This window comes from Bradyrhizobium sp. 62 (assembly GCF_023073035.1).
Taxonomy (GTDB): domain Bacteria; phylum Pseudomonadota; class Alphaproteobacteria; order Rhizobiales; family Xanthobacteraceae; genus Bradyrhizobium.
Genome location: NZ_JADPIT010000013.1, coordinates 106,829 through 123,553, shown reverse-complemented (window position 1 = coordinate 123,553; position 16,725 = coordinate 106,829). Strand labels below are relative to the sequence as shown.

General features: G+C 61.6%; 21 protein-coding genes and 1 pseudogene. 12 read left to right on the top strand and 10 right to left on the bottom strand.

All coding sequences use genetic code 11. The features are described 5' to 3' along the window. The first annotated feature begins 511 nt into the window (after positions 1 to 511). Positions 512 to 715 (top strand): hypothetical protein, encoded by a 204-nt coding sequence (locus tag IVB47_RS08220; protein WP_027566621.1) that lies wholly within the window; start codon positions 512 to 514, stop codon positions 713 to 715. A gap of 18 nt (positions 716 to 733) precedes the next feature. Here the strand turns inward: IVB47_RS08220 and IVB47_RS08215 are convergent, their stop codons facing one another. Further along, the gene (locus IVB47_RS08215) at positions 734 to 937 is read right to left on the bottom strand and encodes a hypothetical protein (protein ID WP_249806580.1); all 204 of its coding nucleotides are present in this window, start codon (positions 935 to 937) and stop codon (positions 734 to 736) included. 257 nt (positions 938 to 1,194) lie between these two features. Between IVB47_RS08215 and IVB47_RS08210 the strand changes: the two genes are divergently transcribed. Continuing rightward, positions 1,195 to 1,371, top strand: coding sequence for a hypothetical protein (locus tag IVB47_RS08210; RefSeq protein ID WP_247290468.1), 177 nt, complete (start codon positions 1,195 to 1,197; stop codon positions 1,369 to 1,371). A 19-nt stretch (positions 1,372 to 1,390) separates the two neighbouring features. On the opposite strand, the gene IVB47_RS08205 is transcribed toward IVB47_RS08210, so the two are convergent. Then, a complete protein-coding gene (locus tag IVB47_RS08205) occupies positions 1,391 to 2,167 on the bottom strand; it encodes an EAL domain-containing protein (RefSeq protein WP_247290466.1) in 777 nt (258 codons plus the stop codon). A gap of 630 nt (positions 2,168 to 2,797) precedes the next feature. Between IVB47_RS08205 and IVB47_RS08200 the strand changes: the two genes are divergently transcribed. Beyond that, positions 2,798 to 3,046, top strand: coding sequence for a hypothetical protein (locus IVB47_RS08200; protein WP_247460941.1), 249 nt, complete (start codon positions 2,798 to 2,800; stop codon positions 3,044 to 3,046). 128 nt (positions 3,047 to 3,174) lie between these two features. Here the strand turns inward: IVB47_RS08200 and IVB47_RS08195 are convergent, their stop codons facing one another. Continuing rightward, entirely contained in the window at positions 3,175 to 3,735 is a 561-nt protein-coding gene (locus IVB47_RS08195) for a hypothetical protein (RefSeq protein WP_247460940.1), read from the bottom strand. A 321-nt stretch (positions 3,736 to 4,056) separates the two neighbouring features. Between IVB47_RS08195 and IVB47_RS08190 the strand changes: the two genes are divergently transcribed. Beyond that, positions 4,057 to 4,326, top strand: a complete 270-nt coding sequence (locus tag IVB47_RS08190; RefSeq protein ID WP_027566626.1) for a hypothetical protein — start codon at positions 4,057 to 4,059, stop codon at positions 4,324 to 4,326. On the opposite strand, the gene IVB47_RS08185 is transcribed toward IVB47_RS08190, so the two are convergent. Further along, on the bottom strand, positions 4,320 to 4,526 hold the full coding sequence (locus IVB47_RS08185) for a hypothetical protein (protein WP_247290462.1): 207 nt from the start codon (positions 4,524 to 4,526) through the stop codon (positions 4,320 to 4,322). The two genes, IVB47_RS08190 and IVB47_RS08185, sit on opposite strands and share 7 nt — an antisense overlap. Next, a complete protein-coding gene (locus tag IVB47_RS08180; protein ID WP_027566628.1) occupies positions 4,523 to 4,723 on the bottom strand; it encodes a hypothetical protein in 201 nt (66 codons plus the stop codon). The genes IVB47_RS08185 and IVB47_RS08180 overlap by 4 nt, the downstream gene beginning before the upstream one ends. A 500-nt stretch (positions 4,724 to 5,223) precedes the next feature. On the opposite strand from IVB47_RS08180, the gene IVB47_RS08175 reads away from it, so the two are divergent. Beyond that, complete coding sequence (locus IVB47_RS08175; RefSeq protein WP_247460938.1) at positions 5,224 to 6,000, top strand: DUF4261 domain-containing protein; 777 nt, start codon at positions 5,224 to 5,226, stop codon at positions 5,998 to 6,000. Between the two features lie 469 nt (positions 6,001 to 6,469). Here the strand turns inward: IVB47_RS08175 and IVB47_RS08170 are convergent, their stop codons facing one another. Further along, on the bottom strand, positions 6,470 to 6,682 hold the full coding sequence (locus IVB47_RS08170) for a hypothetical protein (protein WP_247290454.1): 213 nt from the start codon (positions 6,680 to 6,682) through the stop codon (positions 6,470 to 6,472). Between the two features lie 196 nt (positions 6,683 to 6,878). Here IVB47_RS08170 and IVB47_RS08165 point away from each other — a divergent pair, with 196 nt between their 5' ends. Further along, positions 6,879 to 7,346: a hypothetical protein gene (locus IVB47_RS08165; RefSeq protein WP_247290452.1), complete on the top strand. Its 468-nt coding sequence runs from the start codon at positions 6,879 to 6,881 to the stop codon at positions 7,344 to 7,346. A gap of 42 nt (positions 7,347 to 7,388) precedes the next feature. Further along, positions 7,389 to 8,252, top strand: coding sequence for a hypothetical protein (locus IVB47_RS08160; RefSeq protein WP_247290450.1), 864 nt, complete (start codon positions 7,389 to 7,391; stop codon positions 8,250 to 8,252). Between the two features lie 435 nt (positions 8,253 to 8,687). On the opposite strand, the gene IVB47_RS08155 is transcribed toward IVB47_RS08160, so the two are convergent. The 3 genes from IVB47_RS08155 to IVB47_RS08145 form a co-directional block, all read right to left on the bottom strand. Then, on the bottom strand, positions 8,688 to 10,238 hold the full coding sequence (locus tag IVB47_RS08155; RefSeq protein ID WP_247460936.1) for an FAD-dependent monooxygenase: 1,551 nt from the start codon (positions 10,236 to 10,238) through the stop codon (positions 8,688 to 8,690). Positions 10,239 to 10,510: 272 nt separating this feature from the next. Then, the gene (locus IVB47_RS08150) at positions 10,511 to 10,942 is read right to left on the bottom strand and encodes a response regulator (RefSeq protein WP_247290446.1); all 432 of its coding nucleotides are present in this window, start codon (positions 10,940 to 10,942) and stop codon (positions 10,511 to 10,513) included. 24 nt (positions 10,943 to 10,966) lie between these two features. Beyond that, complete coding sequence (locus tag IVB47_RS08145) at positions 10,967 to 11,167, bottom strand: hypothetical protein (protein ID WP_247290444.1); 201 nt, start codon at positions 11,165 to 11,167, stop codon at positions 10,967 to 10,969. A gap of 363 nt (positions 11,168 to 11,530) precedes the next feature. Between IVB47_RS08145 and IVB47_RS08140 the strand changes: the two genes are divergently transcribed. From IVB47_RS08140 to IVB47_RS08120, 5 genes and pseudogenes are all read left to right on the top strand, one after another. Continuing rightward, entirely contained in the window at positions 11,531 to 11,830 is a 300-nt protein-coding gene (locus tag IVB47_RS08140; RefSeq protein WP_247290442.1) for a hypothetical protein, read from the top strand. Positions 11,831 to 11,902: 72 nt separating this feature from the next. Continuing rightward, a pseudogene (locus IVB47_RS08135) lies at positions 11,903 to 12,309 on the top strand (GNAT family N-acetyltransferase). Positions 12,310 to 12,546: 237 nt separating this feature from the next. Next, the gene (locus IVB47_RS08130) at positions 12,547 to 13,815 is read left to right on the top strand and encodes a CoA transferase (protein ID WP_247460997.1); all 1,269 of its coding nucleotides are present in this window, start codon (positions 12,547 to 12,549) and stop codon (positions 13,813 to 13,815) included. A gap of 105 nt (positions 13,816 to 13,920) precedes the next feature. Next, positions 13,921 to 15,150, top strand: a complete 1,230-nt coding sequence (locus tag IVB47_RS08125) for an acyl-CoA dehydrogenase family protein (RefSeq protein WP_247460995.1) — start codon at positions 13,921 to 13,923, stop codon at positions 15,148 to 15,150. Between the two features lie 9 nt (positions 15,151 to 15,159). Further along, a complete protein-coding gene (locus tag IVB47_RS08120; protein WP_247356512.1) occupies positions 15,160 to 15,705 on the top strand; it encodes a flavin reductase family protein in 546 nt (181 codons plus the stop codon). A gap of 25 nt (positions 15,706 to 15,730) precedes the next feature. On the opposite strand, the gene IVB47_RS08115 is transcribed toward IVB47_RS08120, so the two are convergent. Beyond that, the gene (locus IVB47_RS08115) at positions 15,731 to 16,714 is read right to left on the bottom strand and encodes an NAD(P)-dependent oxidoreductase (RefSeq protein ID WP_346730787.1); all 984 of its coding nucleotides are present in this window, start codon (positions 16,712 to 16,714) and stop codon (positions 15,731 to 15,733) included. Positions 16,715 to 16,725: the final 11 nt, after the last annotated feature.

Genomic DNA, 16,725 nt, shown 5'->3' with positions numbered 1-16,725 from the left:
GGGGGGGGGAGCCCGCCAACAGCAAGCCGGCTTGATCGTTCAGGACAAACCCGCTTGATGGTTCAGGACAAAGCCCATGACCAGCGCGCGCGATCATGGGGCGTCTAGGCCCTCGCTTCTATCACAAGCACCGCCCGCGCCATTGGAACGAATGTCCACTTTGGCACTTAGGAACTCAGTCCTCCAATGAGGGATGAGATGAGCAGCGAACAGCAAGGCCCGGCAACGAGGCCGGATCAGCATTTCAGGCCGGGGCCGGCCTGCCCCAAATGCGAGAGGGGGACGCGCTGCCTGACCTCGATCTTCGACGTGAGGCGCGATTGCTCGATCCTGATCTATCGCTGCGACTCGTGCCGCGAGGACGTATGGATCTGAGTGAGGGGGTCCCCGGCGTCGGCCCCATCTGCGGGATGGCCTTTTGCGGGTCGCAGAGGAACGCCGCATAGGAACTTCGCCTGTTTAGTTCGATTGTCGCCTGCATCGACCACGCAAGGCGAGACAGCTTCCGACCATGCAATCACGCTACCCGTTGTTGAAGAAGTGGACAGCGGAAGAGCACGAGCGGCTGACGGCGCTGGCCGAAGCCGGCTGGCGGCCGGACGAGATCGCCGGCGAGCTTGGTCGCAGCGAAGCGGCGGTGAGGGTGCGCGCCTGGCAGCACGGCATCGCGCTGCGCCTCGTCACGCAGAAGCGCGCACGATCCGATCACCCATGACATACCGGGCCGATGGCATTACTTTGGCGCCTGCAAGCCTGGGGACTTCAACCAATCGTTGATGTGCGCGGACGTCTCCGCCAGGCGTGCCCGCCTGAGAAGACTGTCGCGCTCCGCGCCTGCGGGTAATTGATTGGCCAGGTCTTTGAACTTGGCGGCCAGTTCGGCCAGTCGCTCTTCCAGGGAACGAGTATGCTTCACTCTGCGGCGATGTCCGATCACGACGCACGCTCCTGAGCTGTTGACGACGACTCCAAAACTGAAAACGGTAAGTTCAGTTCCCTGCTCGGAACAAATTATGTGCTTTTCAAATATGCCTTCGATAGCCGTGGGTTAAACAGCAGCCCAAGTCGATGGAGACATGCATGGTCTCGCGTGCTGCCGTATCTGGTCGCCGGTCTCGTTAAGTTCACTTCTGAACTGTCCGCAATCATCTCTTGACCTACTTCGCCCATCGAGCAGGAAGACGGGAGCTTGTCATGCTCACCAGCAAGGAATTCGAGGCGTATCTCGACCGGCAGAAAACGCATCAGCTTGATGGAAGCCAAACGACGCGGCAGATGCTGCGCCGTTCCCGGGAGCAGATCGCGGCGTCAATGGCGCTGCTTCAGCACCAGGTGCCGAAGATCTGGCATCCCGAGCCTCCAGAACAATAGAGACCTCGTCCACCGTTCTTCACGAGGCACTTGCGATCGAGACATCCAGCCGCTGGAGTCCCGCAACCTGCGGCAGCGACATGAACCCCGGTTTTGCGAAATAGTAACCCTGGAAGAGCGCGATGCCGGCGGCCCGCAAGGAAGTGAGCTCGGCCTCGCTCTCGACGCCTTCGGCCAGCACGGTGATGTCGAGCTCGCGCGCGATCGCGGCCACCGCGGCGACGATCACCTGCTTGGGATGGCTGAGCTGGATGTCTCGCACCAGCTCCATGTCGATCTTGATCAGGTTCGGCTGCAACCGCGCAAGCAGGCTGAGGCCGGCATAGCCGGCGCCGAAATCGTCCAGTGCGGTCCAGAACCCGAAGGCCTTGTAGGCGCGGACGATGTTTTCGATATGGGCGGGATCGCTGATCCGCTCGTTCTCGGTGAATTCGAACATCAAATTCGAGGTCGGAAAGCTCGCGCGGCGCGCGGCCTCCAGCGATTTCTGGATGCATGCGCGCGGCTCGTAGACCGCATTCGGCAGGAAGTTGATCGAGAGCCGCGCCTCCGGATCGTCGAACAGCGCGCCTGCGGTTTCGATCGCCAGCACGCGTGCGGCCTGGTCGAAGCGATAGAGCTGCTGGTCGGTGAGCTGGCTAAGGACGCTATGCGCACTTTCGCCGTTGGGACCGCGCACCAGGGCCTCATAGCCCCAGATGCGGTGCTCGACGACGTTGACGATCGGCTGAAACGCCATCTTGAACTGGAACGGGAGCTCGGTCCCGTCGGCACATCCCGCACACTTCACAGCCATCACGCGAACCCCAAGCCCTCTCAAGCGCCGCGGGAAAAACTAGGTGGCAGGCGTTAACGAACAGCGAAGAGCAGAACGATAGAAACCTCCTGCTCTGTCCCGCGTTTGCGCGGATGGCGAACCGAGATACCAGGCAGCGGCCGATGTGCGCCGCGTGCAACAAGCCCATGACCTTCATCGACACGGTCAGCTCACCCGAGGGGGCGATTGCCATCTTCCGGTGTTCCGGCTGCAACAAGCTGTCCTGGGAGAAGCCCATGCGAGACCAGAACGCGCGCTCGGGTTGAATTGCGCGGGGAAGAAACGGCCCCAGCCCGGGGGCGAGCTGAGGCCGTGGGGGGTAGCCGGTCGTGCATCCGGACCGACGCACCGATAACCTTTAGCCCGAACAGCTGTTCCTATTTCAGACGACCATGGTCGCGCGTCACGACGAAACACGCCTGAAACAGTGCTGAAACCCGATTGTCTCGAACGCCCCGCCCGCTGTGCCCGACCAACCTAGCGAAAAGGAGATCATCATGATCCAGGTCGGTTCGAAGGAAGAAGTCGCGTTTCTGCTGGCGCTGTTCGGCACCCACACCCAGCCGGTCAAGCGGCCGGCGAAATCGCGCGCGTGAGGCGCTGATCCCCATGCCAGGTTTGGCCGAATGCCAGAGCCTCTTGCGGCTTCTGATCGCAAGGGGCGACCCGAAGGCCATCCCGCTCGCGAAGGGCGCCATCGATCAATATCTGAACACGGCGCCAATCTGCATGCGCGGCCGCGGCCTGCGCGTGCTCCAGCGCGACGCGCTCGAGCAGCATGGGACCGCGGTCGGCGTGCAGCGCTCGTTCGCCGAAACGGTGGATGCCTATATCGTCGGGAAGCTTGCGGAGGAGTGAAGGGCCGAATGTCGTTTCGCCCCTGTCGCTTCGCCCCTGTCGCTTTCGCTTCAAGAAGAGACACGAACGCGACAGGCGATGCTGCCGCGTTCGATTTGGTCATCGTATCCTGAGCCCGGCTCCCGCGATTACTGGGTCGGCGGCAGCACGGCCTGCGTGGTCTGCTGCGGCAGGTTGGTGTAGGTCGCGCTTTCCTTGGTGCAGATATCCCTGAACACCACGACGCCGGCCTGCGGATATTCCTTCACGAGGCAGTTGCAGTTGTTGTTGACCACCGGAGTGGGCGCAGCCGCCGCGACCGGTGCCGCAACTACGGTGGCGGGCCGCTGCACGACCACCGTCTTCTCCACCACCTGCGGCGTCGGAACGTACACCGGCCTGTTCACGACAACCGGATACTGGACCGGCCGGACCACGACCTGCGGCGGGATATAGACCGGCGGCGCGGGCCGCGGATAGACGTTGACCTGGGGCATCGGCCGGGGGCCGGGATAGACGACCGGGCGCTGGCCGCCGTTGCCGCCATAGCCGTTGAAATGGGGACCGAACTGGGGCCGCGCCTGCGGCGCGTTGCCGTACTGTCCGTTCTCGCCCCAGCCGGCCTGAGCCGAGCTGCTCGCAACGCCTGCCGCAACACTGGCCAACACGATCGCTGCCGCCATCTTCGTGATCATCAGGGTCTTCGTCATGGTCCACCTGTCTGGTTGTTTGTTTTGTCTCATGCCGTCGTCGTGGGATGAGTGATAGGCGGACATGGCGCGTGCATCCGTGACCCCGCGCACACAGCAGGCGAAATCCTCCTTCGTTGGAATGAGAGATGACGGGGGAGGGGCGGCGCGGCCGGCGCTCGTTGCCTGCCGGATCGACCTGAGATGGGTACACGCAGGCGAAGTGCAGGCGCCGGTCGGGAAACGCCGGGTTCCCGGAACCTGTTGATTCCACCAGATTTTTTCGGGGCCGCCGGAAACTCTTTGTCCGCTTCGGGCCTATTACGGGCAAAGGATGCTGCAATGCCCCGATATTATTTCGACCTGCGCGACGACACCGGTGTAGCGCTCGACGAGGAAGGGTTGGAGCTGGCCAGCGCGCGCGCCGTTCAGGCGGAGGCCGCCAAGTCGGTCGCGGACATGGCGCGCGATGCCATCCTCTCCGCGCCTCCCGCAGGTGCCAGGCAGACCATGGCGATCGACGTTCGCGATGCCAAAGGTCCCGTGATGCAGGTCAAGTTCTCGTTCGCGATCGAGACCTTCAGGCCGCCCTCGACATCACGCGATCATTGACGCGTGAGAAATTCCGGCGGGTAGGAGTCGGACTCGAGCACGGCGATCTTGCGGCCGAGCTGCCAGACCTCCACCTTGCCGTGCCGCGTGAACTGCTGCGCGAAGGTGAGGGCGTTCGCATCGGAGGCGGCCTCGAACGCCTCGGCGGAGCGGAACACGCCGTTGTCGCCGACCAGATAAGCGCGATATTGCTGCATCATGACGGTGCCCTCAGCCCGGGCGATTGCAGCCAGGCGTCGATGTGCATGGCGGTCTCGTCCTGCCGCGCGCGGCGCAGCAGCATCTCGCGGCGGCGCCCCGGTGCCAGCGTGCGCGCTTCCTCGCGCAGCCGGGCGGCCTCCTCGGCCAGCCGTTCGGTGAGTGTCGTGGTCTGCTTGAATCGTCGTCGTGTCGGCATGCACGTCTCCCTCGTTCGTGTGCGGGGTGGGAGCGCTTTTTCGGCGTTCTCATCACCGGTCGACGCCAATTGCCTTGCGGTGATGGATAAAGCTTACGCCCCGCGTTTGAGGGAGAGACACAGCATATGATATGTCGGCGGATTAAATTGCGAGAGCGGGTTGAGCCAGTTGAGGGACTTGCTCAACTGCCTGCGATTCCAATGTTCACTTTTGAACAAAGCCAGCTCAGCTCGCGTGGGAAGGGACGCGCCGGAAGATCAGCGCGGGATGTGAGACCTCTGCGCCGGCGCAAGCGCTGCCGAGCTCGGCGCAGCAAAGCCGATGACATCATCACGCGCGAGATGATTTCAGAACAACGTGCGTGTGGCCCGCAAGCCGATGCTGGCGAAGAGGATGACTTGACAATGTTCGTGTTTTGTTCTAGGAAAGTAAAAGTTCAGCCTCTGGGCGGGGAGCAAATGTATCTGGTCTCGCTCCCAAAATTTCTGCGCGATAGCCGATGAGCAATTCACTGCTCGCTTTGGTCCTGTTGGACACGCCTGCAACGCCGGACATGTCGGCACTTGCCAAGGCGCTCCGCGCGCGACATCCGGAGCTGGCAACTGATGTTGCGGAGAACGGAGACGCGCAACAGGCTGAGGCAAACTCGCCGCTCATTCGCTGTGGCAACGAGCTTGTTGCCGTCATGTCGATGCCGGCGCGCATTCCCGACGATCCCGGCTTGTGGTCGCGCGCTTCCACGACATGGCCGCAGGCGAAGGCGGCCGCGGCGCGACATCGAGGGCATCTGATCGTCTCTGTGCTAGGCCAAAGCCAGCAGCCGCTGTCCGCCGCTCGTCTGACGACGGCTGTCATCGGCGCATTGATTGCGACGGTGCCGGAATGTTGCGCCGTTGTATGGAATGGCAAGGTCGCACGATCCGCCGAACTATGGTCGGACATGTCCAGCCGATCGTTTGCGCCGTATCCAGACTATCCTTCCTCACTGTGGGTGGACATATTGCCGTTCCGATCAGAGACAGGCATCGGAGCAGTAACGATGGGTCTGTCAGCATTCGCTGAGCGTGAAATCGAGTTCGAGACCCGCAAGCTGACACTTCCAGCGCTGGTCAACAAGGTGGACGGCCTTGCCGTCTATCTGGTTGAGCACGGGCTTGTAGTCAAAGACGGTGATACGTTTGGTCGGGACTCGCGCGAGCGCTTCTCGGCTCGTTACAAGGACTCCGATCGATTTGAAGGCTTACCCGTTCTTTTCTGTACCGATGGTTCGACTTAATTGAGTGGAACGATACGCGAAGAGAGTTGCGCGCGCCTCATTCAGGATAACGGACACCAGAGCCGTGATGCATAGTCAGTGCGAGTCATACTAAACTGTCGGGGCAGCTCATCCTGGGAGCAATATCGTGCAGATTAAGCTACCTCAAGCGGACCTCAAATCAGCCCAGAGTCTCCTAGCCATTGAACTCAAAGATGGAGCCGGCCAGCACGTGGGCCAATACTTCTTCGGAAAGGGACGCGGCCGAACGGTTTTCTTGTTCGGCAAGTACAAGGGCGCCTTCAAAACGCACGCTGAGTGTCAGGCCTTCGTCGACGGCGTTCTTGCAGTGCTCTTCCCCTGATGGAGTGGCTAGCAGCTACTGCCCTGAAGGGTGTACCAGGGCGCTAGAGGTTTGACATGATGCCTCCAGAACAGACGGGCTAGTTTTCCGAACGTGCCTTTACTGCGCGACCACACCCTTAATTGCTCACATGACGGCTTCTTTGACCTTGGTGTTGGAAAGGTCGAACTCGCGGGTCGGGTTGCAGTTAGGCGGAAGGAAGGCGATCAGATCGGGGAACGCGGCCTCGGCCGCCCCGATCTCGCCTATGCGCTGGCGCTTGGAGTCGTTGAGTTCGACGCCGTCCAGCTCGGTTACAGCATCGCTTGCGTCTGCCGGCGGCGCCTGATCGGCAGGCATCTACGGCGGTCTGGCGTTCGTCTTCGCGTTCATGGTTGCCCCTCGTGGGGTTAACCAAACAATCCTTTTACGGGTAATCATCGAATTGCGCAACTTATTTTACGCTACTTTGACGAGCTACACTTACAGGTTGATTGCAACATGAAGCTCTGACATCTCGTCTCGTTCTTGAAGAATCACCAGCAACAGTAACAGCGTGACAGAAGAGAATATTCAGATCGGCACGTCGCCGGGGCCCGCGCGCTGCAACAGTCCAGACGAGGCTTTGCTCACCAAATGGCCGCTTGCGATCGCCTTGGTAATAATGTGCGGGTTTGCAGGCCTTGTGCTCCGTTACCTCACCCGGGAGCACGCCACCGTCGACGCCTTTCAGTTCCTGATCCCGTGGTATTCCTTTGCTCGTGATCACGGTTTCGGCGCGCTGGCCGAACCTTTCACCAATTACACCCCGTTTTTTAGCTATCTCCTCCTGATCGCCGCGCAATTTGATTGGCTTGGCCAGCCACTTTCCCTCGTGAAGATGATCTCGGCAGTATTCGAATTCGGTTGCGCCATCGTTGTCGCCCAGATGGTCTGGCGCACTACAAGGGTGCTATTGCGCGCGTCCTTAGCCTTCTGCGCGGTTTGGCTTGCCCCTACGGTGATCTTAAATGGTGCATTGTAGGGGCAGGCCGATTCGATCTGGACCTTTTTCACGCTGGTTTCCGTGACGCTGTTCATGCGAGACCGAAACGGCATTCTGCCTTTCGCGGTGGCTTTTTCAGTCAAGGCCCAGGGCGTATTCTTGGGCCCTTTCTTGTTGGGTATGATGTTGCGCCGCCGGATCCACCTGGCATGGCTCGCAACGGTCCCCGGGGTCTATATGGTCCTCGCCATTCCGGTTCTCATCGCGGGCAGATCCTTGGTCTCCGTGTTGGGGGTCTATGTCGACCAAGCCAATACTTTTGATCGTCTCTTCATAAGTGCAGCGAACATCTGGATCTTCGCCGCAGGCACACCGTACACCGCCGGAGTCGCCGTCGGCTTGGTGCTGACAGCGGCAAGCGGATTTGCCTTGTCGATTTTTATAGCGGAGTCCAAACGGGTGGGGCCGGAGTTTGTTCTGCTCGTCGCGTGTGCATCACTCATGTTCATGCCCTACCTGCTGCCGAAGATGCATGAGCGATACTTTTACCCGTTCGAGATTACGTCGATCGCCCTGTCCTGCATCAATTTGCGCTATCTGCCGTTCGCGGTTATTGCTCAAGTCGACGGTGTAATGTCCTATCTCGCTTTCGATCGCGGCATCGTCATGGCTCTACCGCCGGCAGCGCTATGCAATACCTTTCTCGCGTTCTACCTTGTGCTTGATCTTTGGCGCGGCGGACGTGGATTTCATTTTCCGAAGCTTGCCTGGCTTGGCTTCGCCGTGTCGGCCGCGGGATTGCTGTGCTATTTAGTGGTCACAGGTAGCGGATGGAACATGTCCCCTGCCTACCTGATCGCCACAGCTCTTACCACTGCTATGACGGTGCGGCTCCTGAAGGAGTCGCAGCGTGCCTCGACGTCCAGTGACGGCCGACGAGCGTAAGCCTTTGAGTGGCTGTCACCTTAAGAGACGCGAGGTCGGCTCTGAGTCATGAACGACAAAACTCAGTCTGAGCATAATAGGCCGGCTTTCGGGTGCAGTCAGCGTTCTCGGCAGCTTCGGGCAAAGAATAATTTCGATGCCGATTATGAAGAGCTTTAGCTGAGTTCGCAGGATAAGGCATGAGCACGGAAGCGAAAGGGCGTCAAACTCGCGTTGAAGCAGGTCCAGGCACCGGATGGCCGCAATGGACGCCGATGGGCTAGCATATGAATCGGAAAGGCCGGTTCTGGCATTTGGCTTGGCGGGAAACCCAGCCGGATCGGAGGCCGACGAGCGGTGCAACATCCGAATCTTGAGTCGCGCCAAAAACCTGTTACTCAACAGCCGTCGGCGAACCGCGGGCTGTTGTTTCAGCGGCGGGTGCACTGCTTCTCGCTACGCCGCAGGCGCCCCGAACCATCTCGTCAGCGCGTCCGCAAGTCCGTCATGGCCTTGATCTCTCACCCAGGCCACGTGCCCGTCCGGCCGCACCAGAACGGCGCTTGGTGCTGCGACTTGTCCGACGGTCGGAAGCTCCCAGGCGCCGTCGTGTTCGACATCCACTGTCTTGATGCGATCAACCCATGGTGCGGTATCGAAGCTGTTCTTCTCGCCAAAATTGAACAGCAAGCCGCGCGCTCCGCGCAACAGCGTGAATAGTCGCAGCGGGCGCCCTTCGACCGTGAGGTCGAGATCGGGCATGCGCCGCCCGAGCAGCGCGTGTCCTTGGCCGAGATCATAGTGCACGTCGAGCCCGCTCATCATTGCGCCAAAGCGTTTTCTCGGCTCGTCCATGCCGAGTAGTTCGGAGAAGATTTCGCGCGCGGCCTTGAGGCCGTCCTCGCCGCGGCGGAGCAGGGCGATTTGCGCCATGGTGTTGCGCAAGGTCCGCGCGGCGACGGGATGGCGCTCGGCGTGGTAGGTGTCGAGCAGGGTTTCGGGCGACAAACCCTTGACCACTTGCGCGAGCTTCCAGCCGAGATTGACGGCGTCCTGCACGCCGGTGTTGAGGCCTTGTCCGCCGACGGAATGATGGATATGCGCGGCATCGCCGGCGAGCAGCACGCGACGCTTGCGATAGGACACGGCCTGCCGTGCCGCATCGGTGAAGCGGGAGATCCAGGACGGGTTTTGCAGGCCGAAGTCGGTGCCGTAGACGGCGACGAGGGCGTCGCTGAGATCGCGCAAACCGGGCGCGCCCGTGCGATCGAGCGTCGCTTCCGTCACGACCACCAGCACGCGTCCGCTCTCGGTCTTGCTGAGGCCGTGAAAGCCGAGCGCGTCGTGACGCAGACCCCATGCTGGCTCCTCCCGCATCTCGACTTCGGCCATGAGGTTGCTCAGCGTCGGATCGGAGCCTGCGAAGTCGATGCCGGCGGCCTTGCGCACCAGGCTGCGGCCGCCATCACAGCCGACCAGATAATTTGCGCGCAAGGTCTCGCCGCCGGACAGCGTCACGTCGATGCCGGTTTCGTCCTGCGCAAAACCCGTCATCTCGCGGTTTCGATAGATCGGCACCGCGAGCTCGCTGACCCAGTCGGCCAGGATGCGCTCGATGTGGCTCTGCCGCAGTACGAGCCCGTAAGCGTGCCGGGTGGGGAGATCGCTGATGTCGAGCCTGGTCCAGGCGAAGCCCGCGAGCTGGGTGATTTGTCCTTCGCGCAGGAAACGATCCGCGACGCCGCGCTGGTCGAGGATCTCGATGCTGCGCGCGTGCAAGCCGCCGGCGCGCGTGCCGACCAGTTCCTGATCGGCGCGCCGTTCGACGACGGCGACGTCGACGTTCGCGAGCGCGAGCTCCGCGGCCAGCATCAAGCCCGTCGGGCCAGCGCCGGCGATCACCACCGCGTGGTCTTTCACGCGGTCTTGCACGTGATCTTGCGCGCGACGGGCGCCGGGCCCTTTGCTGTGGTCGCGCGTCCGGGACGTCGGAAGCAGTACAGGCATGTGATGACCCCTCGGGTTTGGATGGTGTTCGGGTCGAGGGTTCTACGGCAGGGTCGGGGGCTTGAAGCAAGCCCGTTGCACACCACATATCTGAGTGGGGAGAGGGAAATCCTTTGTCCGCGTTCGCCGCGTTGACACGTCGGGCAAAACACCGGCATAATGCCATCATCGAAAAGAGTGTGGTTCAACCCGCGCGGACGCGATCCGACGCGGGTTTTGTTTTGGGGTTTGGGTTTGCAACGTCTTGTTGCGACGTCTTGGGCTTGCGACCTTCAGCAGATGCCGGTGGTCCGCTGCATGGTGCTGGCGAGTTCCTCGAACGAGAACGGCTTTCTGATCATGGGAAGGCCGTCGCGCCGGGGTTCACGCCCCGACAATTGCAGGATCTTCAGTTCCGGGCGGTCTCGCCTGGCCAGCTCGGCGAGCTCGTGACCGTCCATACCGGGCATGTTGATGTCGGTGATGAGGATGGAGATATCCTGGTTCTGCTTGAGCCGCTCGAGCGCATCCGCGCCGCTGCGGGAGCTGATCACCGCGCAACCAAGATCTTCCAGCATGTCGACGATGACGTCGAGCACGCCGGGATCGTCGTCAACAACCAGTACGGTGTGGCTCATTGCACAATGTTCCTCCTGATGAAGGAATAAACGCGCCCGCCTTGGCGTAAGTTCCGGCACGGCGTGGTCGAACGAGCGATGTTTCACACGTCGCGCCGCCTGCGGAGCGGCCTAATCGTCCTTCGACAAATCGCCGGGGCTGGTGGGGAGGTCGATGGTGCCGCCCTCGCCATGCACGAGATCGCGCTTGTTGTCTTCGGTGTCGCCGGCGTCTTCAACGAGGGTCTCTTGCGTGTCGCGCTCCTTGTCGATGCGCGGCTTTCGTCGTGGAAGATTTCGCGATGTGTCTTGTGATGGAGTTTTGAGCGTCATCTGCCGGCCTCCTGATCGTCTAACGCAGCTTGAGCAAATTCGTTCGTTTGACACGTCGGGCAAATCACCGGCATAATGCCATCATCGAGACGAGTTTGGTTGACCCGCGCGGAACGCATCCGCCGCGGGTTTTTTCGTCTCGATCGAGATCGGACGGCGGCGGCGCATTGCGGCCACGTACTCGTCAAACCTGGAGCGCCGATCGGCGCGCCGCCGGCCGTGCCATTGCTGGCCGCGTACGCGCGAACGTGCCGGCCCGCGGCGCTGGGCCGGTGCTCGCGCTGCTGCTGTCTCCGGAGCTAATCTGGTTGTCTCCTACTTCGCCAAGCGCGGCTTCGCGAACATTGAGAGGATCATCAAGCGGTGAAGATGGCAGATGACGAAATCAGGGCGGTCGTTGCCGAGACGCTGGCTGAGCAACACAGGCTTCAGCAGCCGAACATCGATGCCATCGTATTGCGGGCAGTGGCATCGGTGCTGGCGTCTTTCGGAATAGACGATGACGATCGAAAAGAGCTAAGGGCGGATTTTCAGCACCTGCGCCGATGGCGAAGGAGCGTGGAGCAGGCGCAGAGCTACACGCTCAAGGCCGTGATTACAGTGATCGCGACCGGCCTGATGGGCGTGGTTGGGCTAAGCGTCAAGTTCGTGCTCGGGAAGTGAGCCTCAGCCGCGACGACATTTGCTGCATTCCACTCGCGTCATCCTTCGCCAACGGACCGTCTCATGTAGAGAATTCGCATCGTCGATGCATCCGATGACGACATCGCCGATCTTCATCGGTTGACGTACTTCGATGCGGCTCCCTTGTACAATTCGAGTTAGGGGCCTGGTGGCTTGCCTATCACGGCGATGAGGCAGTAGCCTTCGCCGGTGTCGTGCCGTCAACGCACCTTCGAAACGGCGGTTGTCTCTCCAGGGTCGGTGTGTTGCAGCGGCACCGGGGACGTGACCTTCAGTGCAGGCTGATGCGGGTGATCGAGGCAAGGGCACGGCATGTTGGATGGAAGAGCATCGTCTCGGATACGACGGACAATCCGGTGTCTGCGAATAATTTCATCCGGGCGGGCTATCGGCTCTTCGAACCCCATGTGCCCTGGGCCTGGGCGCATACGCTTTGCTGGCGAGCGCGGCTTCGCTAAGCGAGTGGAGCCAGGTTTCCCGTGGTGCGGAACGCGATTCCCGCTACGGAAAATGGTCAGCGCGAGATGAAGCGCAACACGGAACGTCCAAGGGCCCGGCAGCTTGACAGCTGCCGGGCCCTTTTTGCGTATTGAAGCGATGCGGGCGAAGGACTTGCGAAGTCAGCGGTGCCGGGCTTTAAGTTTGCTCCTGCGGGAAATTCGGCAACCATAAGCCGATGTAGGGGAGCGCCGTCGATGCCCACCAAGCCTCAATTGCCGGAACGTTCGTCGCGCGCGACGGGGGCGCCTACCGCGCTCGATGGTCTGCTGGTCGTCGATTTCACGCGTGTGGTTGCCGGCCCGGCCTGTACGCAGACGCTTGCTGATTTCGGCGCGCACGTCATCAAGATCGAGAATCCGGACGGAGGCGATGACACGCGCGCGTATGAACACGCCGAGATCGGTGGAGAGAGCGCTGCCTATCTGAGCCTGAATCGCAACAAGCGTGGCATCACGCTCGACCTTACCGTGCCGGAGGCTCGTGAGATCGCGCTGGATTTGATTCGCAAGGCCGACGTGGTCGTCGAGAACTTCTCCAGCGGGGTCATGAAGAAATTTGGCCTCGACTATGAAACGGTTACGCCGCTCAATCCGCGGTTGGTCTATTGCTCGATCTCCGCCTACGGGCGCACCGGACCGTTTGCCTCGCGTCCCGGCTTTGATCCGATCACGCAGGCGGAAAGCGGCTTCATGTCGCTCAACGGATTTGCTGATGGCCCGGCGGTTCGCACCGGCCCGCCCATCGTGGACATGGCGACGGGGATGTCTGCCTGCAACGCCATCCTGATGGCGCTGTTGGCGCGCGATCGGCTCGGTCGCGGCCAGCATGTCGAGGTCGCCCTGTTCGACGTCGCGATGGGCATGACCGGTTTCTATGGCATGGCCTATCTGATCAACGGCGAAAATCCCGGCCGGTTTGGTAATTCGCCGAGTGGCTCTCCTACCGTCGGCGTGTACGAGGCCTCCGACGGACCGCTTTACATGGCCTGCGCGAACGACCGGCTCTATCGTCGGCTGGTGGTCGAGGTGCTGAACCGGCCGGAACTGATCACCGATCCGCAGTTTGCCTCGCGTAAGGCGCGTTCCGAGAACAAGGAGCTTCTGCGGGCAGCCATTGCGGAGGTTTTCGCGAGCGATACTCTCGAGAACTGGATGACCAAGATGAAGCTGGCCAATATCCCGGTCGGCTATCTGCGGACCGTCGAGGAGGGGTTCAATGCACCGGAGGCGCGAGCGCGCCATCGCTTGAACCGGATTCCGCATCGTACGGCAGAGTGGGTCCCGAACATCGAGCCGCCGATCAGTATGAGCTTGACGGGAACGATCGATCCCGTGGCTGCCCCCTTGTTGGGCGAGCATACCAACGACGTCCTGCGTCACACGCTCGGATACGACAGTCATCGGATCTCGGAGTTCAACCAAAAGGGGGCTTTTGGATCGGGCAAGCCATCGGAGCAGGTCTGAACCCAAGCGGTCGTTCCCTTGGGACGTGCAAATCGCGCCCTAGCGCTGCATCCGCTTGATTTGGCGATGTTCCAGCCGCATAAATGCATAAAGCGAGGGATACGAATGGCGCCTGGTCAAGAGCCAAGCGTGGGCCGGCCCGCAGGGGCGCAATTCGATGAACCTGCCCATGCGGCAATGGTCGCGAAGGCGCGCGCGCTCATCCCACGGCTGCGAGAGCGGGCGGCGCGGACGGAGGAGTTGCGGCATTTGCCGCCCGAAACGGAGAAGGATCTGCACGACGCGGGCCTGTTCCGGATGCTTCAGCCCAAGCGCATTGGCGGCGCAGAACTCGATTATGTCGCCTTGATCGACTGCGCGGATTTGCTCGGACAGGCGGACGCGTCGGTGGCGTGGAATCTGGCCAATCTGGCGAGCCATCACTGGATGCTCGGCATGTTCGAGCCGGCGGCGCAGGATCTGGTCTGGGGCCTTGATCCGGACGCACTGATCGCGTCCTCGTTCATTTTTCCTGCCGGACGTGCCACGAGAGTGGAGGGCGGATACCGTCTCCATGGCAGCTGGCCGTTCTCCTCGGGCGTTGCCTCCTGCGCATGGAACATGCTTGCAAGCGTGGTCTACTCCGACGATGAGGCAGATGGCATCGAGTATCGGATATTTCTGCTGCCGAAAGCCGACTACAAGGTCCTCGACACCTGGAATGTCGCGGGGCTGCGTGGGACAGGGTCCTGCGACGTGGAGGTCAGGGACGCTTTCGTGCCCGAGGACATGACGGTTGCAGTCGGCGATCTTGACGGTGGTCCGACGCCGGGAAGCAAGCTCAATCCTAGCCCGCTGTATGAGCTCCCGGTGTTCTCGCTGTTTCCCTACGTCCTCTCCGGTGTCGCGCTGGGGAACGCGCAGGCGTGTCTCGACGATTATGCGGAGGTCGTCCGTCATCGGATTTCCACCTACAACCACGCCAGGCTGAGCGACTTTCAAAGCACCCAGATCAAGATCGCCGAGGCCTCGGCGAAAATCGACGCTGCACGCCTGATCATGCGATCGGCCTGTCTGAATGCCATGGAGGATGCGCGGCGGGGTCATATCCCCGATATGGCGACCAAGACCAGATATCGGCGCGACGGCGCCTTTTCAGTAAACTTCTGCACGGATGCGGTGTCGATGCTGTTTGCCGCGAGCGGAGCACGGGGCCTGTTCACGACGGGCGCGTTGCAGCGGCAATTCCGCGATGCGCACGCGATCAATTCGCATCTCGCGTTCAATTTCGATGCAGCCGGGACCAACTATGGACGCGTGGCGTTGGGCCTGCCGTCCGAGAATCTCACGCTGTGAGGCCGGCCGATGAATGATCTGCCGAAGCAGCCGGCCGTTCCCGATCCGGCCAACGAACTCGCGAGCGACAACTCGCCGATCGATCCCCGTGATTTCCGCAGTGCGCTAGGCACCTACGCCACGGGGGTGACGATCATCACAGCCGCTGCGCCTGACGGCAAGCCCTATGGCCTGACGTGCAATTCGTTTGCCTCGGTCTCGCTGAATCCGCCGCTGGTTCTTTGGAGCCTCGTCGTCTATTCCTCTAGTCTGACCATCTTCCAGAACGCCAGTCATTTCACGGTCAACGTTCTTGGCGTTTCGCAACAGGCGCTTGCGAGCAAATTCGCCAAGTCGTCTGATGACAAGTTCACCGGTGTCGACTGGACGCCGGGCCTCGGCAACGCGCCGGTGCTCGCCGAGAGCGTCGCCAATTTTCAATGCCGCTCGGTCAATCGCTATTACGGCGGCGACCACGTGATCTTTCTCGGTGCGGTCGAGGCCTATACTTACAATGCGAAGGAGCCGCTGCTCTTCGCGCGCGGCGCGTTCGGCCGATTTCTCGCCGACAGCTAGCGCAAGCAGTCACAGCAAGCGTGCTTCAGTTCGCGCTCGATGATTCAGCGCTCCCTGCCGAAAGCTTGTAGATTTCGAGCGCATCCGCATCCGCGCCTCGCGCGGCCTTGGCGAGCCTGAAAAGTTGTCCGGCGAGCGAGGCCATGGGCACCGGGGTCGACGTCGTCTGCGCGACATCGGCGACGGTATCGAGGTCCTTGAGCATTGTAGCGATTTGACCAAGCGGCGGTGAGTGAATGCCCTGGACCATTCGCGGCACGAACAGCTGTAACGGAATGGAGTCCGCGAAGCCGCCGGCGAGTGCTTCGGGCAACCGGTTGGCATCGATTCCGGCGTTCACGGTAAGGCGTGTTGCCTCCGCAAGAACAGCCATCGCGCATCCGACGATCACCTGATTGCATAGCTTTGTGGTCTGGCCGGTGCCGGTCGGGCCCATGTGGGTGAACCTTCGTGCCATGGCCAGTACGTAGGGGCGGACCCGCTCGATATCGCCTGCTTTTCCGCCGGCCATGATGGCAAGCGTGCCTTCCTCGGCGCCCTTGGTGCCACCGGAGACCGGCGCATCGATCCAGTCCGCGCCGTTCGCAGCTAACAATCGTGTTGCAAGGTCCCGTGCGGCATCAGGATGGATCGACGAGAAGTCGACCACGAGCTTACCCGCGCCGGGCGCTGTTGAGATGCTCGTGGGCCCGAAGATCACCTCTTCCACGGCGGCCGCATCCGTCACGCACATGAAGACGATGTCCGAGCTCTCCATCAAGTCGCGTGGGCTGGCTGCGCGCCTGGCACCGGCTTCGACGAGCGCGGCTATCTTCCCTTCCGAACGGTTCCAGACAGTGACCTGATGGCCGGCGTTGAGCAGGCGCCGGCTCATCGGTGTCCCCATCAGTCCAAGGCCGAGATAGCCGAGCCGCTCGACGCCTTGCGGGTTTGTCTTGCTTGCCTCAGCCATAGGTTGCCTCCATCTGCTGCTGTGCGACGCTGCACTACCATATAGGGCGTATCCCACGACGAAACCGC

What these genes read in the sequence shown, in the direction of transcription:
- IVB47_RS08180 (WP_027566628.1), bottom strand. Translation starts at nt 4,723, where the DNA reads ATGCCGACACGACGACGATTCAAGCAGACCACGACACTCACCGAACGG.
- IVB47_RS08175 (WP_247460938.1), top strand. Translation starts at nt 5,224, where the DNA reads ATGAGCAATTCACTGCTCGCTTTGGTCCTGTTGGACACGCCTGCAACG.
- IVB47_RS08220 (WP_027566621.1), top strand. Translation starts at nt 512, where the DNA reads ATGCAATCACGCTACCCGTTGTTGAAGAAGTGGACAGCGGAAGAGCAC.
- IVB47_RS08195 (WP_247460940.1), bottom strand. Translation starts at nt 3,735, where the DNA reads ATGACGAAGACCCTGATGATCACGAAGATGGCGGCAGCGATCGTGTTG.
- IVB47_RS08120 (WP_247356512.1), top strand. Translation starts at nt 15,160, where the DNA reads ATGAATGATCTGCCGAAGCAGCCGGCCGTTCCCGATCCGGCCAACGAA.
- IVB47_RS08190 (WP_027566626.1), top strand. Translation starts at nt 4,057, where the DNA reads ATGCCCCGATATTATTTCGACCTGCGCGACGACACCGGTGTAGCGCTC.
- IVB47_RS08210 (WP_247290468.1), top strand. Translation starts at nt 1,195, where the DNA reads ATGCTCACCAGCAAGGAATTCGAGGCGTATCTCGACCGGCAGAAAACG.
- IVB47_RS08170 (WP_247290454.1), bottom strand. Translation starts at nt 6,682, where the DNA reads ATGCCTGCCGATCAGGCGCCGCCGGCAGACGCAAGCGATGCTGTAACC.
- IVB47_RS08145 (WP_247290444.1), bottom strand. Translation starts at nt 11,167, where the DNA reads ATGACGCTCAAAACTCCATCACAAGACACATCGCGAAATCTTCCACGA.
- IVB47_RS08200 (WP_247460941.1), top strand. Translation starts at nt 2,798, where the DNA reads ATGCCAGGTTTGGCCGAATGCCAGAGCCTCTTGCGGCTTCTGATCGCA.
- IVB47_RS08125 (WP_247460995.1), top strand. Translation starts at nt 13,921, where the DNA reads ATGGCGCCTGGTCAAGAGCCAAGCGTGGGCCGGCCCGCAGGGGCGCAA.
- IVB47_RS08205 (WP_247290466.1), bottom strand. Translation starts at nt 2,167, where the DNA reads ATGGCTGTGAAGTGTGCGGGATGTGCCGACGGGACCGAGCTCCCGTTC.
- IVB47_RS08155 (WP_247460936.1), bottom strand. Translation starts at nt 10,238, where the DNA reads ATGCCTGTACTGCTTCCGACGTCCCGGACGCGCGACCACAGCAAAGGG.
- IVB47_RS08130 (WP_247460997.1), top strand. Translation starts at nt 12,547, where the DNA reads ATGCCCACCAAGCCTCAATTGCCGGAACGTTCGTCGCGCGCGACGGGG.
- IVB47_RS08185 (WP_247290462.1), bottom strand. Translation starts at nt 4,526, where the DNA reads ATGATGCAGCAATATCGCGCTTATCTGGTCGGCGACAACGGCGTGTTC.